Source organism: Affinundibacterium amnicola (assembly GCF_014284275.1).
In the GTDB taxonomy this organism is placed as follows: Bacteria; Pseudomonadota; Gammaproteobacteria; order Burkholderiales; family Burkholderiaceae_D; genus Undibacterium; species Undibacterium amnicola.
Window position 1 is genome coordinate 78,882 of record NZ_JACOFU010000006.1, and the last position, 14,261, is coordinate 93,142.

11 protein-coding genes are annotated in these 14,261 nt (G+C 46.6%); 9 read left to right on the forward strand and 2 right to left on the reverse strand.

What is annotated here, in order from left to right:
• Positions 1 to 70: 70 nt before the first annotated feature.
• Positions 71 to 1,522: a DUF1501 domain-containing protein gene (locus H8K33_RS14555; protein WP_186891777.1), complete on the reverse strand. Its 1,452-nt coding sequence runs from the start codon at positions 1,520 to 1,522 to the stop codon at positions 71 to 73.
• A gap of 61 nt (positions 1,523 to 1,583) precedes the next feature.
• Positions 1,584 to 3,893 carry a DUF1549 and DUF1553 domain-containing protein gene (locus H8K33_RS14560; RefSeq protein ID WP_186891778.1) on the reverse strand — a complete coding sequence of 770 codons (2,310 nt, stop codon included), beginning with the start codon at positions 3,891 to 3,893 and terminating at the stop codon, positions 1,584 to 1,586.
• A gap of 634 nt (positions 3,894 to 4,527) precedes the next feature.
• On the opposite strand from H8K33_RS14560, the gene H8K33_RS14565 reads away from it, so the two are divergent.
• The 9 genes from H8K33_RS14565 to H8K33_RS14605 all read left to right on the forward strand — a co-directional run bounded on the left by H8K33_RS14565 (position 4,528) and on the right by H8K33_RS14605 (position 14,221).
• On the forward strand, positions 4,528 to 5,085 hold the full coding sequence (locus H8K33_RS14565; RefSeq protein WP_186891779.1) for a rhodanese-like domain-containing protein: 558 nt from the start codon (positions 4,528 to 4,530) through the stop codon (positions 5,083 to 5,085).
• Positions 5,086 to 5,114: 29 nt separating this feature from the next.
• A complete protein-coding gene (locus H8K33_RS14570) occupies positions 5,115 to 5,960 on the forward strand; it encodes a cytochrome b/b6 domain-containing protein (protein ID WP_186891780.1) in 846 nt (281 codons plus the stop codon).
• Positions 5,961 to 6,161: 201 nt separating this feature from the next.
• Entirely contained in the window at positions 6,162 to 7,169 is a 1,008-nt protein-coding gene (locus tag H8K33_RS14575) for a sulfate ABC transporter substrate-binding protein (RefSeq protein ID WP_186891781.1), read from the forward strand.
• A gap of 412 nt (positions 7,170 to 7,581) precedes the next feature.
• Positions 7,582 to 8,817, forward strand: a complete 1,236-nt coding sequence (locus H8K33_RS14580) for a sigma-54 interaction domain-containing protein (RefSeq protein ID WP_222613434.1) — start codon at positions 7,582 to 7,584, stop codon at positions 8,815 to 8,817.
• A 402-nt stretch (positions 8,818 to 9,219) separates the two neighbouring features.
• On the forward strand, positions 9,220 to 10,122 hold the full coding sequence (locus tag H8K33_RS14585) for an EAL domain-containing protein (protein ID WP_186891783.1): 903 nt from the start codon (positions 9,220 to 9,222) through the stop codon (positions 10,120 to 10,122).
• 96 nt (positions 10,123 to 10,218) lie between these two features.
• Positions 10,219 to 11,073 (forward strand): sulfate ABC transporter permease subunit CysT, encoded by an 855-nt coding sequence (cysT, locus tag H8K33_RS14590; RefSeq protein WP_186891784.1) that lies wholly within the window; start codon positions 10,219 to 10,221, stop codon positions 11,071 to 11,073.
• Positions 11,073 to 11,957 carry a sulfate ABC transporter permease subunit CysW gene (gene cysW / locus H8K33_RS14595; RefSeq protein WP_186891785.1) on the forward strand — a complete coding sequence of 295 codons (885 nt, stop codon included), beginning with the start codon at positions 11,073 to 11,075 and terminating at the stop codon, positions 11,955 to 11,957. The genes cysT and cysW overlap by 1 nt, the downstream gene beginning before the upstream one ends.
• 243 nt (positions 11,958 to 12,200) lie before the next feature.
• On the forward strand, positions 12,201 to 13,271 hold the full coding sequence (locus H8K33_RS14600; RefSeq protein WP_186891786.1) for a sulfate/molybdate ABC transporter ATP-binding protein: 1,071 nt from the start codon (positions 12,201 to 12,203) through the stop codon (positions 13,269 to 13,271).
• An 8-nt stretch (positions 13,272 to 13,279) separates the two neighbouring features.
• Positions 13,280 to 14,221 (forward strand): CysB family HTH-type transcriptional regulator, encoded by a 942-nt coding sequence (locus tag H8K33_RS14605; RefSeq protein WP_186891787.1) that lies wholly within the window; start codon positions 13,280 to 13,282, stop codon positions 14,219 to 14,221.
• Positions 14,222 to 14,261 lie beyond the last annotated feature (40 nt).

The window sequence follows — 14,261 nt, forward strand, 5'->3', positions numbered from 1 at the left end:
TTGAATCATGGTCACAGACCAAAATAACAACGGGCGTTCCTAATCAGGTTCGCCCGATTTTTTATACTTGTCAGGCAAGAATGTCAGTAATGACTTTGCCGTAGACCACCGTTGGACGTTCAGAGCGCCCGTTATTGAGGAAGGTGGTTTTCAAATGATCGAGCCCCATTAATTGCAAAATAGTGGCGTGGAGATCATAGGTATCAACAGCTTTTTCTTTATCCGCTACTTGCAGACCGATGGCATCGGTTTCGCCATAGGTGAAGCCTGCTTTCAAGCCGCCACCTGCCATCCACTGTGTATAGCCCCAAGGATTATGGTCACGACCATTGCCACTTTGACCGTAAGAAGTGCGGGCAAATTCGGAGGTCCAGACGACCAAAGTCGTGTCAAGTAAACCGCGTTGTTTCAAATCTTCCAGCAAGGCACCGATAGGTTTGTCGACCGCTTTCGCCATGATGCCGTGATTCTTTTCCAGATTGTCATGCGCGTCCCAAACGTTTTGTCCCGTGACTTCGGATTGACCTGAAGGTACACCAGTGACCACGTGGACAAAACGCACACCACGTTCGACTAAGCGACGGGCACGCAGTAAGGTGGTTCCGTAGCCGGAAGTGATTTCTTCATTCAAACCGTAAGCGGCGCGCGTGGTTTCTGATTCTTTACTCAGATCGACCGCTTCTGGTGCGGCGACTTGCATACGATCTGCGAGTTCATAAGAACGTAGGCGTGCTTTCAATTCGGTGTCGTTAGGGAATTTCTCCGCACCTAAACCGTTTAGTTTTTTCAGTAAATCGAGTGAGCTACGTTGTTGATTGGCCGTGCGGACATCAGGGCGATCTAAGTACAAAATGGGTGAGTTGCCAGGACGGAAGGCCGTACCTTGATACACAGCTGGCAAGAAACCAGAAGCCCAATTTACGCCGCCAGCGGAAGGCTCACGATCGCCACTATACAAAACGACGTAAGGTGGCAGATCTGGATTGGCAGAACCCAATGCATAACTAATCCATGAGCCTAAAGCGGGGCGACCTGGACTGAGATCACCCGTATTGAGTTTCAAAATAGAGATGTCATGCGTCGCGCCCACCGTGACACTGGATTTGATGAACGTTATCTTGTCCGCGTGTTTAGCGATATTGGGTACCAGATCAGAGAACCAGGCACCGCTCTCACCGTGCTGCTTCCAGGTGCGATTTGATGCATACAGTTTGCCTACACCGCCTTGCGTACTGGTTTTGATGCCTTTCAAAAAGGACGCTGGTACATCTTGACCCGCGAGGCGGATCAATTCTGGTTTGTAGTCGTACAGATCTAAAGTACTTGGCGCACCGTTTTGATGTAACCAGATGACGGATTTAATTTTTGCCGCATGATGTGGTGCTTTTGGTGCTAGAGGGTCGGCCAGTTCTGCCGCAGTGGCAACATTCAAGCCCAAACCTGGCGTTAAGCCAGCGAGAGCAGCACCACTTAACCCGAGACCAGATTTCAAGAGAAAATCGCGACGTGTATTGTTAGTCATAATTGTCTTTCAGATGATGAAAATAATGTAAATTGAATAGGGCTGTATAGATTAAAAGCGACTAAAAGCGATAAGCGAAATCATTCGAATTCGATACGGTATGCACCAGATCAACGAAGGCGGCAGCGCGTACAGGATTAATTTGTATGCCTTGCTTTAAACCGGTTGGTACCGCAACTTCAAACTTGCCGGTCCAGGTACGTTCTTGAATGACTTTTTCTTGGTTATCTAAGAATTGTTTCAAGACATTGCGTTCGTCTTTGCTTGGTTTGCGCGCGAACAAGGTCACATACAATTGATCGAGTTGTGCGTTTTCATCTTTACCAGCCGCAGTGATAATTTTTCCTGCTAAGGCTTGTGACCAGTTACTGACCAGGTCACTGTTAAATAGCGCCAAAGCTTGCAAAGGTGTAGTCGTCACTTCACGTTTGTGATGTGGATTGGATGGATTCGCTGGATCAAACGCTTGCGTTAATGGGTAAGGAATACTGCGACGTACAAACACGTAAATACTGCGGCGATTGTGATCGGCTTCGTCCTTCGATACTTCCCATTGATTGCCTGCATTTAAGCTGGACGGTACTGGTGGAAATACTGCCGGACCACCAATTTTGTTTTCCAATTTGTCGGAGACATACAGTAAAGAATCACGGATTTCTTCAGCATCGAGACGCTTGCGTGGGTACACTGCCAGCAACTTGTTTTCAGGATCGGCTTTTACTACATCGAGACGTTCTGCTGATGCTTGACGATAGACATTTGAGAGCAAAATATCACGTTGCAGTTTTTTGACGCTCCAGCCATTTTTGACGAAATTGCTGGCCAGGTAGTCGATCAATTCTGGATGCGTAGGTTTGGTACCAGCACGTCCAAAATCTTGTACAGTACTGACGATGCCTTTATCAAATAACTGCGCCCAAACGCGATTGACATAGACGCGAGCGGTCAAAGGATTTTTTTCACTGACCAACCAATTTGCCAAAGCAGCACGGCGACCTGTGCCCGTTTTGCTAGCGGTGATTTCTGTTTTGTAATCTGCTGCCCATAAGGCTGGCAGACCCGGCTCTACTGCTTCCAATGGACGTTCATGTATGCCTCCAAAACGTAATTGGGTAGGGATAGGATCTTTACCGATTTCTACCGCAGTCGTGTAGAAATTAGACCCGCCTTTACTTGGACGTTGCTTATCGAATTTGCGTAGTTCCGCAGTGAGCTTTTGATACTCTTTATATTTAGACGCATTTTCTTCTTTGTATTCAGCAGTGTCCTTGTCTTCAGCGGATAAGCGTAAGAAGGCGACGATATCTTGTTCGGAGGCGACCGCATCTTTACGGAAGTTGACCCAACGATCTAGTGCTGTCCATTCTTTTTCTGGTTTGAAAATGGATTCACGACTATCTGTCAGATAGCGTTCGTTGTAATATTTTCGACCCTCTGCGCGTACAGTATCCAAAATCGCTTTCTGTTTCGCACGTAGTTCTTTTGTCAGCTCGTTATAGGCTGCTTGTGCTTTCACATAAGCTTTATCGTCTTCCGTTTCCGTGCCTTTGGCCAAACGTGCGCGTTCGTCGAATTGGGTATTCGAGAAGAAGGCTTGCAACTGGAAGTATTCCTTTTGACTGACCTTATCAGCCTTGTGATTGTGGCAGCGTGCGCAACCGATAGTCGAAGCGAGGAAAGTTTCTCCCACCAAATCGGTCATGTCGGTGGCGATTTGGTATTTGCGTTGTACCAGATCGCGTGAATTGCTGTTATCTGGATAGCCCGCTAAGAAGCCTGTAGCGATCTTGGCGTCTTGGCTGTCAGGATAGAGTTCGTCGCCTGCGACTTGTTCGAGTACAAATTGATTGAACGGTTTGTCTTGATTAAACGCATTGATCACATAGTCGCGATAGCGATAATTGTTGGGACGTGTATTATCGTTCTGGAAGCCAGCGCTATCAGCATAGCGCGCCAGATCTAACCAACGACGTGCCTGACGTTCGCCGAAGTGAGGCGATGCCAATAAGCGATCAACTAACTTTTCGTAAGCGTTTGGTGATTTGTCATTTTCAAAGGCGCGTACTTCTTCCACTGTAGGCAAAATCCCCCAAGCATCTAAAGTCGCACGACGAATATACGTACCACGATCTGTTTCTGGTGAGGGTTTGAGTTTGGCATTTTCCAGTTTAGCTAAGACGAAGGCATCAATCGGATTACGCACCCAGGCCTTTTGTTTTACCGCTGGAATTTCTGGCGCTTTCACTTCGGTATACGCCCAAGCTTTGTTACTGCTTGGATTTGCCTTCGGCGTCGCCTCTTTCTTCTCTTGACCTGTTGCGAATGCCGACAGGCTTAACAGTACGGCGAGATAAATCACTTTCTTTTTCATTGATGGACTCCCATTCCTTGATTTCGTAAACAACATTTATGCGAAAAATATTTTCTGGCACCGTGCGGTGCTGTTCTGATTACTGTTGAAAAGACAGCAAAGTGAACAATACTTTTCTAACCGTAGACAGTAATGGCAAGACCCGTGCCAACTCTTCAGTTGAAACTGTTGGTACTTAATTTTGCTGTCGTAAGTTATTGATTTGACGAGGTAAAACCACGCTTTGCGAATTGATCGTGAGTGCTAAGAACATGCTGTTCATGCATTCAAATAGAGACGCACTGTTGCGCATTAATCAGCTGTTTAGCCTCGCTGTGCGACTTGCAACAGTTACTAGTATTTTTGTGAGATGTCGAAGCTGTTGAATCTGCAGCACTGCATTCATGTTCTTTTTGGAAGGGGCGTGATGAATGTTGGATTCTCAGCACTTACTGTGATTCGAATTCAACTTTCTTCGTCATGAATCTTGAAGTTGGTGTTGTCGTTTTGGCGACGGCAAGCTTGCTGCGCGCCCGCTGATTTGAGCAGTGAGCTAGTCATTTCAAATGTCGAGTTAGGCCTTGGCATACTTGTTGCTGAAAGCTGGACTGATGATCACATCCATTCACGCTTTAATTTTGAGAAAGAAAATTGTATGAACAAGACTAAAACTTTGCTTACACGCTTCCTAACATTGACGCCATTCGTTGTTCTGTTGGCGAGCCAGTCCAGTTTGGCACAGCAATCTGGCACGACCCCGGCAAGTCCTAAGCTTGCAAGTGCGAGCACCTATGTGGCGCCACCTTGGGTGTACCAAACCCGACAATTACAAAGAAATGAAATCGACGCCTTATTGTTCTATCCGGCGCAAGTCGTGGTTATCGATGTGCGTCGTCCTGACGAGCTGATTAAGAATGGTAGCTTTCCTGTGTTCTTGAGCATACAACTGGCCGATTTAGAGAAGAGTTTGGATTTGATTCCCAAAGATCGCACCATCATCACAGTTTCTAATCGCGCGCATCGTGCGGGCGCCGCTGGCGATTTATTGACTGCAAAAGGTTATAAAGTAGCAGGCGCTGCTGGTAGTCTTGACTATGAAGATCAAGGTGGAAAAATTGCGCGTATCGTCGCCCCGCCTCCGCGTAGTGCAACGACGACATCAGCAGCAAACTCGGCGACAACTTCGGCTGTCGCTACTGCAGTGAATCAATAAATCGATCAGCGTTTATTGAGGATGGCAAGATGACTGTTTATCGTAATGAAGTGTTGAATCGCGACCGATTCATTTCAAGATCACCAGCGACTGTTCTAGATGCGGAGCCGTTGGAGCGAGGTGCTCCTGAAGTGAGTGCAGTTCAACGAACAATTGCCGTGCGCTTATGGGATTTGCCGATACGACTTTTTCATTGGAGTTTGGTGATTGCCGTGTTGGTCGCGATCGTCAGTGCAAAAGTGGGTGGAGAATGGATGCGCTTACATGGCCAGGCGGGTGTGGCGGTTGTGGGCTTGCTCATTTTCCGTTTGATATGGGGCGTGGTTGGCAGCAAGTCCGCGCGCTTTATTCACTTTATTCCTAGTGTATCGAGTGTGCGCTCCTACTTACGTGGTCAGTGGCAAGGACGCGGACACAATCCATTGGGCGCGCTCGCGGTTCTTTCTCTACTCGGCCTGTTGCTATTGCAAGCGATAGGTGGCTTGTTCACGGATGACGAAATTAGCTTTACTGGACCTCTAGCGCATTTTCTGGAGAGCGAGACCGCGGTGCAACTCACCGGTTGGCATCATCAATTGTCGAATGTGGTGATTGCTTTGCTACTACTACATATTGCGGCGATTTTTGTATATCGATTTTTTAAGAAAAAAAATCTTGTAAAAGCCATGATTAGTGGCCATGAGCATTTGCCGTTGGAGCAGGCGCTGCAAATCCCTGAAGAAGTGCCAGTGCGAACTTGGGTATTGGTATTGTCGCTAGTCTTCACGGTCGTGCTGACTTACTGGATTGGTACAGGCTTGGCATTGCCTAATACTGAGAGCGCGAATATCAGCACTCCTGCAACGAAAGAAAGTGCGCCTCCGCCCGCGTGGTAAGCCAATAGCCGACTAGAAGAAAATCATATAAAGAACTGAGAAATGATTAGTTCTAGTTTTAAAGCTTTCCACGTATTCTCGATCCTGTAGACAATTCAACACAATGAATACCTGAGCAGGCACATAGTATAAGTAGGAAATGAAGCAAGATATCTAGGTAAGAAATAAGTCATTTTATTAAATCAGCTAAAAAGGAACATCATGAATTTTAAGAAATTAGTGTTAGCCGCATCTTTGTCGGTAAGTAGCGTGTTTGCAGTCAGCGCCTATGCTGGAGACGTGAGTTTGTTAAATGTGTCTTACGATCCAACCCGTGAGTTGTATCAAGAAGTGAACGGTGCTTTCGCTAAATATTGGAAGGCAAAATCGGGAGATAACGTCACGATCAAACAATCGCACGGTGGCTCCGGCAAACAAGCGCGTGCGGTCATTGATGGTTTGGATGCAGATGTGTTGACCTTGGCCTTGGCTTATGACATTGATGCAGTGGCGGAAAAAGGTTTGCTCAACAAAGATTGGCAAAAACGTTTAACGCATAACTCCTCGCCTTACACATCGACGATCGTGTTCTTGGTACGTAAAGGTAATCCAAAAGCGATTAAGGATTGGAACGATTTGGCAAAAGCGGGTGTCTCCGTCATCACGCCAAATCCTAAGACTTCTGGTGGTGCGCGTTGGAATTATTTAGCCGCATGGGGCTATGCTTTGAAACAAAAAGGCGGCACACCAGCGACAGCGAAAGATTTTGTACAAAAAATCTTCAAAAATGTTCCAGTGCTGGACTCTGGCGCGCGCGGCTCAACAGTGACTTTTGCTGAGCGTGGTTTGGGTGATGTCTTGATCACTTGGGAAAATGAAGCGTATTTGGCGATTAAAGAATTTGGTGCTGATAAGGTAGAAATCGTCACGCCGCCTTTGAGTATATTGGCAGAGCCACCAGTGACGGTGGTGGATAAAAATGCAGATAAGCGCGGTACGCGTAAAGTCGCAGAAGCGTATCTGAATTATCTCTACACAGAAGAAGCGCAAGACATCATAGGCAAGAATTTTTATCGTCCCATTTCAGATAAAGCAGCGAAAAAATATGCAGGGCAATTTGGTAAAGTTAATCTGTTCAAGATCGATGATGTCTTTGGCGGCTGGACCAAGGCACAAAAAGATCATTTCGCTGATGGCGGCTTCTTTGATCAAATCTATCAGCCAAAATAAAGCGCTGTCAGAAGACATCGCGTTTATTGGTAATGCCGTTACGTCACTGGATTCCCGCCTTCGCGGGAGTGACAAATCTTAAGCTTATCCGCTTCACTGAACGGCATTACCGCTTATTGGTTCTTTTTGTAAATTTGTAGTAGCTGAGAATGTTCTGATCGCATGTGGAGCATAGTAAGCCGACGGTACTGATATCAGTACACTCACGGTTTCCTGTGTTTCACATGCAAAATCAGTAGAAACTCTAAACATCCTTTTTGATGTGACATCAATCCTCATATAGGCAAACCGATATGAACCTGAGGATGTTTAGAATTTCTCTTTGTTCGATACAGCACACGCCTATTCGCCACCCCTTGTTAGTTCGCTTGAATTTTTTTGCGCAGCGGGCAGCAGATCCACGTTTAAAGAGATGACGACCGTGAACAAACTTCTTACTTTTCCTGAATCGAGCGGCAGCCCTTTATCGATACGGGCGAAGGCAATGTTATTCCATGATAAGCGTTCATCGGCATTGCTAGATCAAGTGGAGAGAATTGCACGTTCAGATGCGACCGCATTGATTATTGGTGAAACTGGTACGGGCAAAGAATTGATCGCCCGTCATATCCATACTTCTAGTGGCCGCAAAGGACCGTTTATTGCAGTCAATTGTGGTGCCTTTAGTGAGACTCTCATCGACGCAGAATTATTTGGACATGAGAGTGGCGCATTTACTGGCGCGACACAATCACGTTCCGGTTGGTTTGAAGCAGCCAATGGTGGCACTTTGTTTTTAGATGAGGTGGGTGATTTGTCACTGGCGCTGCAAGTCAAACTACTACGTGTTCTACAAGAACGCCAAGTGGTGCGTTTGGGATCGCGTAAACCAATTGCTTTAGATGTGAGATTAGTCGCGGCCACCAACGTCGATTTACAAAAGGCGATTGCTGCTGATCGCTTTCGTTCTGATCTGTATTATCGCCTCAGTGTTGCCACTATCGATTTACCTCCACTATGTGATCGGCCTGGAGACATACTGCCATTGGCGCGGCATTTCATTGATATCTACAGCGATCGCTTGCAGTTAAATCGCGTCAGTTTGTCCGCGGATTCTGAATTGGCGCTGCTTAACTATGAATGGCCTGGCAATATTCGTGAGCTAGAAAACGTGGTGCATTACAGTCTGATTGTTTGTCGCAATAATCGAATTGAGGCCGATGATTTACGTCTGGTTGGTGCTCTGCATCGCAATCGTGCAAGTGCAAGTGGGGTGGGGAATTCTGCAATGAATCTACCGACTGTAGATACACCTGATCGTAAAATTGCTCACGACATCAGTCAGCCAGATGCAGATTGTTCGCTAGCGGATGCGGTCGTGAACGAATCTGAAACGGCATTAAGACAAGTTGACTCCTTACAGCAAATTGAGCATTTGTTTCTACGTTTGATGGAGGAAGGGCAGGTGGATTTGTTAGAGACTGTCGAGCAATCATTGATTCTGAGTGCGTTCACTAAGTGCAAAGAAAATCAGGTGCAAACCGCCAAAGTCTTGGGCATCAGCCGCAATATCCTACGTACCTACTTGAAGCGATATGGCTTGATTGGGCAGGAACAGAAAGAACTTGAAAGTCTGAACTCGTCAGAGGAAGACGTGATTTCTGTTTGAGTTGCTTGACATGATTTGATGCCGAATTTTTTCTCATTTATTTCTCATTTATTTCTTGTTTCTTTCGGTCAGTGAGATAGAAAAACTTCAGATAAAGATGCGCGAAATCATTCCTTATCAAAACTGGCAATGGCTTCTATTCTTGTTATCTGGTAACTGTTCAGCCGCTATGAGACACCCACATTTAGAGTAAAACCAAAGCCAATTGACGTCATGCCGGACTTGATCCGGCATCCAGAGTTCACCTTCAAGCCTGTGAAACTGGATTCCGGATCAAGTCCGGAATGACGGCTCAACCGATTTTGTTTGACTTTAACTGTGCTTATCATAGGGACTGAATAGTCACGTTATCTGACAGTGACTTTTCGGTTGCGACCTATAACTATCTTGTGAGCATACCCCATGAATTTTCCCGTATTAAAACACTATTTACAGCAGCTTCAAGCAGGCTTTTCTCCTTCTAGCCATTTAAGTCTGGATCAGCAAGGGCGTGCGCATGGACGTTTTTTTAAGGCACGCCTGAGTAGTGTTTTCCAAGCGATACGAAGTGCAGATGGAACTCAGGTGATTGCTTACGAGGCCTATGCACGCAGTCTTTCTGCAGACGATAGCGGCTTAAGTATTTGGAAGTTGCTTGAACATGTGGCTAGCGACGAAGAGTCGGTAGAGCTAGATCGTTTGTGCCGATTACTACATACCATTAATTATTTTCGCCAAGCGGAATCCTTTACTAAGGATTTATATCTGAGCGTGCATAATCGACTGTTAGTCGCGGTGGCTGGTAATCATGGCGCCGCGTTTCGTCGCGTCTTAGAGAGTCTGGAAGTACCGCAGCATAAGATCATTCTGCAACTTCCCATGATTACTGCCAGTCAGCGTTGGGTGCTAACGCATGTTGCCGAGAACTATCGCCGTAATGGCTTTCGCTTAGGGACGAATGCGAGAAGTGTTGATGAGGCTTTAGATCACCTGAGCCGGATTCGTCCTGCCTCGATTAAATTGGATATCGACAGTGTGAGAGATGCCGCGAGTTTCGATTTTCTATTGAGTAAGGCCGCTGAGATTCATTGCCAGATCATCGTACGTAAGATTGAGCGTGAGAGTTCCTTGCAAGCTTTGTCAGCAGCGCGGCAAACTGGCCTTGCATTTGCGATGCAGGGTTTTCATTTTGATCTGCCAAGGCCGCAGTTGCTTAGTGAAGAAAAGCGCTCAATTGAGACTAATATTGTTGATACTTCAGCAAGCTTCATCAATAAAGAATCTAGCCAAGCACGATGGGATCTTGGCTATCTCGCTTATATGTGAAATCTGAATATGGACATTTGGAAAAAATCGTTTTCCATATAACAGGCCTATGTAATGATATGACTCTCTTAGTCATATCAGTAATAAAGGCATCACATGGCATTCCTTTCAAAAAATCGGGCGAAGGCGCGACGGGTGATTCCCGGCTTTCACCTATCGGTGGGATTTACCTTGTTTTATCTAGGCTTAATTGTCCTGATCCCTTTGTCCGCAGTCTTCATTAAAACCTTCACCATGACTTGGGATGCCTTTTGGCATACCATGACTTCTGAGCGCGTGATGGCATCGTATCGTTTGACCTTTGGCGCATCTCTGCTGGCGGCTTTTATCAATGTGATTTTTGGTGGCATTTTGGCCTGGGTTTTGGTGCGCTATAAATTCCCAGGTAAGCGTTTGATTGATGCTTTTGTCGATCTGCCGTTTGCCTTACCCACCGCCGTCGCTGGTATTACTTTGGCGACTTTGTATGCGCCGAATGGTTGGTTGGGTAAATTACTTGTACCGCTGGGTATCAAAGTCGCCTACACGCCTTTAGGTGTTTTAGTCGCTTTAATCTTTATCGGTTTGCCCTTCGTTGTCCGCACCGTGCAGCCTGTCTTGGAAGAAGCAGAAAAGGAATTAGAAGAAGCGGCAATTAGCTTGGGTGCTAGTCACTGGCAAACCTTCGTGCGGGTGATTTTTCCTACCATTTTGCCAGCAGTGTTGACTGGCTTCGCCTTGGCCTTTGCACGCGCTACTGGTGAATATGGTTCGGTGATTTTTATTGCTGGCAATATGCCGATGATTTCTGAAATCACACCTCTGTTCATGATCACTAAACTTGAACAATACGATTACGCTGGTGCGACTGCGATTGCTGTGGTGATGTTGATTATTTCCTTTATTTTATTGTTGACGATTAATGGGCTGCAAGCCTGGACACGTCGTCGTCAAACTGCCGGGAGAGAATAATGTCTACGCAATCTTTAACCACTAAACGTATAGAACCACCTTTGCAATTGCAGGCGACTTTAGAGCCAGTGTGGGTGAGAATTTTATTATTAACTTTGGCCTTGGCTTTCGTTACGCTGTTCTTGTTTATTCCTTTGGTCGCTGTGTTCTCTGAAGCATTACGTAAAGGGTGGGACGTCTATGTAACGTCGATACAAGAACCCGATGCTTGGTCGGCAATTAAATTAACGTTGATTGCGGCCGGTATTTCTGTGCCTTTGAATTTGATATTTGGCGTTGCTGCGGCGTGGGCGATTGCCAAGTTTGAATTCCGTGGCAAGAACGTATTACTGACCTTGATCGACTTGCCGTTCTCGGTATCACCAGTGATTTCGGGCTTGATTTATGTTTTGCTATTCGGCGCACAAGGCTGGTTTGGCGAATGGTTGCGCGAGCACGATATCAAGATTCTGTTTGCGGTACCGGGAATTGTCTTAGCAACGATCTTCGTCACCTTTCCCTTTGTTGCACGTGAATTGATCCCTTTGATGCAGGCACAAGGTAGCGAAGAAGAAGAGGCGGCTTTGGTATTGGGGGCATCAGGCTGGAAAACTTTTTGGCATGTGACTTTACCGAATATCAAATGGGGTTTGTTGTACGGCGTCATCTTGTGTAATGCACGTGCCATGGGTGAGTTTGGCGCGGTGTCGGTGGTATCTGGGCATATACGCGGCGAGACCAATACCATGCCTTTGCAAGTCGAGATTTTGTACAACGAATATAACTTCACGGCGGCATTTGCTGTTGCTTCATTGTTGACTTTATTGGCGCTAGTGACCTTGGCCTTGAAGACGATTGTGGAATGGAAAACTGACGAGTCTCGTCAGCGTATTCCGCAGGAATAGTCCTTAGTACTTCTTCGACGAGCGGTCGATAGAAGTAGGAATAAAACCCCCTCTCCCGTGGACGGGAGAGGGTTGGGGTGAGGGTGGTTCAGATTTGCGAAATGCTTAATGAGTGCCTTTGACCAAATTGAGCATATGCTTTGAAACATCATTTGGCCTACTTGACGTCCCTCATCCCCAACCCTTCTCCCGCTAGCGGGAGAAGGGAGTACGTTTGTAAATATTTGAAAGATCGGAAAAAACATGAGCATCGCTGTCAATCAATTACAAAAACGCTTCGGTAATTTCACCGCCTTAGATAATGTGTCTTTAGATTTTCCGAATGGCGAATTAACGGCATTATTAGGACCATCCGGCTGCGGTAAAACGACTTTACTGCGCATCATCGCCGGTTTGGAATATGCCGATAGCGGTCAGGTTTTGTTGGATGGCGAAGACGCCTCAAATCAGCATGTGCGTGAACGCCAAGTCGGCTTTGTGTTTCAACATTACGCCTTGTTTAAACACATGACGATTTTTGAAAATATTGCGTTTGGCTTGCGCGTGAAACCGCGTCATTTACGCCCAAGCGAAGCGCAAATTAAAGAGAAGGTCACTAAGCTATTGGAATTGGTACAGCTCGATTGGTTGGCGGATCGTTATCCACCTCAGCTCTCAGGTGGACAACGTCAACGGATCGCTTTAGCGCGTGCTTTGGCGGTTGAACCACGTGTCTTGTTATTGGACGAACCCTTCGGCGCTCTCGATGCAAAAGTCCGTAAAGAATTACGTCGTTGGTTACGTCGCCTGCATGATGAATTACACGTGACCAGTATTTTCGTCACCCATGATCAAGAAGAGGCACTCGAAGTTGCAGATAAAATCGTGGTGATGAATCATGGCAAAGTCGAGCAAGTCGGCGCGCCGAATGAGGTGTATCAACATCCTGCAACGCCCTTCGTTTATGGATTCTTGGGCAATGTGAATCTATTTCATGGTCGCGTGCACGAAGGCGTATTGGATGCCGATGGTGTCGCTTTTGATGCGCCTGGTCATGCCGATACCAAAGATGCAGTTGGCACTGGTTATGTGCGACCACATGAATTAGATATCGATCGTTACACAGCGGGCGCGACTGGCTTGGTGGTGAAACTACGTCGCGTGCATGGCATAGGTCCACTCGCGCAATTGGAATTGGTGCGCGAAGATAATGGGCAAATTGTGGAAGCCATGATTAGCACCGAGCGCGCAGTACATTTGAACCTGCAAGTCGGTGAAGCTTTAATAGTGAAACCAAAACGCTTGCATGTGTTCGTCGATAATGTAAATGCTTAGGAACGATTATGAATTTCCAACAATTACGCTCCATACGTGAAGCCTGCCGTTGCGGTTATAACTTAACCGAAGTGGCGAATGTTTTATATACCTCGCAACCGGGCGTCAGTCGTCAGATTCGCGAAGTTGAAGAAGAACTGGGCGTGGATATTTTTGAACGCAATGGTAAGCGCTTAACGGGTTTAACCGAGCCGGGCAAAGGTATCTTACCCATCATCGAAAGATTGCTACTAGAAGCTGAAAATTTACGTCAAGCGGGTAACGATTACTCCGATCAAGCGCGTGGTACTTTAGCGATTGCAACGACGCATACACAAGCACGTTATGTCTTGCCGAAAGTGGTGCAACAATTTCGTCTCGCATTTCCCGAAGTGCGTATCGCCTTGCAACAAAGTGCACCTGAACATATCGCTGAATGGGTGTTGTCAGGTAAAGCCGACATAGGCATTGCGACCGAAGGCCTGTCGGCATTTAAAGACCTCGTTTCCTTTCCATGCTATGAGTGGAATCACGTGGTGGTGGTGCCGGATGGACACCCATTACTGGCGCATGCAGAGTTAAGTTTAGAAGATCTCGCGCAATATCCTTTGATTACTTACGATGTCGGTTTCACTGGTCGCGGACATATTGACGACGCCTTTAAACGTGCTGGTTTGCGCACGGATATCGTGTTAACTGCGATGGATTCTGACGTGATTCAGCAATACGTGTCGCTAGGATTAGGCGTGGGTTTGGTCGCGTCTATGGCAATCGAATCCGGCAATGAAAACCAACGTGCGCAAGGTTTGCGGACGATCTCGGCTTCGCACTTATTTCAATCGAATGTGACGCGTTTAGCAGTTCGGCGTGGTGCTTATTTGCGTACCTACACTTACGATTTTATTCAAAAGTTTGCACCTAGCTTAAGTCGTGAAGATATTCGTGCGGCGTTAGTCGAGCAGGAAGTTTGAATTTCTGTACATAAGAAAACACCGCTCACTTCGATGAAGC

What these genes read in the sequence shown, in the direction of transcription:
- H8K33_RS14555 (WP_186891777.1), bottom strand. Translation starts at nt 1,522, where the DNA reads ATGACTAACAATACACGTCGCGATTTTCTCTTGAAATCTGGTCTCGGG.
- H8K33_RS14560 (WP_186891778.1), bottom strand. Translation starts at nt 3,893, where the DNA reads ATGAAAAAGAAAGTGATTTATCTCGCCGTACTGTTAAGCCTGTCGGCA.
- H8K33_RS14565 (WP_186891779.1), top strand. Translation starts at nt 4,528, where the DNA reads ATGAACAAGACTAAAACTTTGCTTACACGCTTCCTAACATTGACGCCA.
- H8K33_RS14570 (WP_186891780.1), top strand. Translation starts at nt 5,115, where the DNA reads ATGACTGTTTATCGTAATGAAGTGTTGAATCGCGACCGATTCATTTCA.
- H8K33_RS14575 (WP_186891781.1), top strand. Translation starts at nt 6,162, where the DNA reads ATGAATTTTAAGAAATTAGTGTTAGCCGCATCTTTGTCGGTAAGTAGC.
- H8K33_RS14580 (WP_222613434.1), top strand. Translation starts at nt 7,582, where the DNA reads ATGACGACCGTGAACAAACTTCTTACTTTTCCTGAATCGAGCGGCAGC.
- H8K33_RS14585 (WP_186891783.1), top strand. Translation starts at nt 9,220, where the DNA reads ATGAATTTTCCCGTATTAAAACACTATTTACAGCAGCTTCAAGCAGGC.
- cysT (WP_186891784.1), top strand. Translation starts at nt 10,219, where the DNA reads ATGGCATTCCTTTCAAAAAATCGGGCGAAGGCGCGACGGGTGATTCCC.
- cysW (WP_186891785.1), top strand. Translation starts at nt 11,073, where the DNA reads ATGTCTACGCAATCTTTAACCACTAAACGTATAGAACCACCTTTGCAA.
- H8K33_RS14600 (WP_186891786.1), top strand. Translation starts at nt 12,201, where the DNA reads ATGAGCATCGCTGTCAATCAATTACAAAAACGCTTCGGTAATTTCACC.
- H8K33_RS14605 (WP_186891787.1), top strand. Translation starts at nt 13,280, where the DNA reads ATGAATTTCCAACAATTACGCTCCATACGTGAAGCCTGCCGTTGCGGT.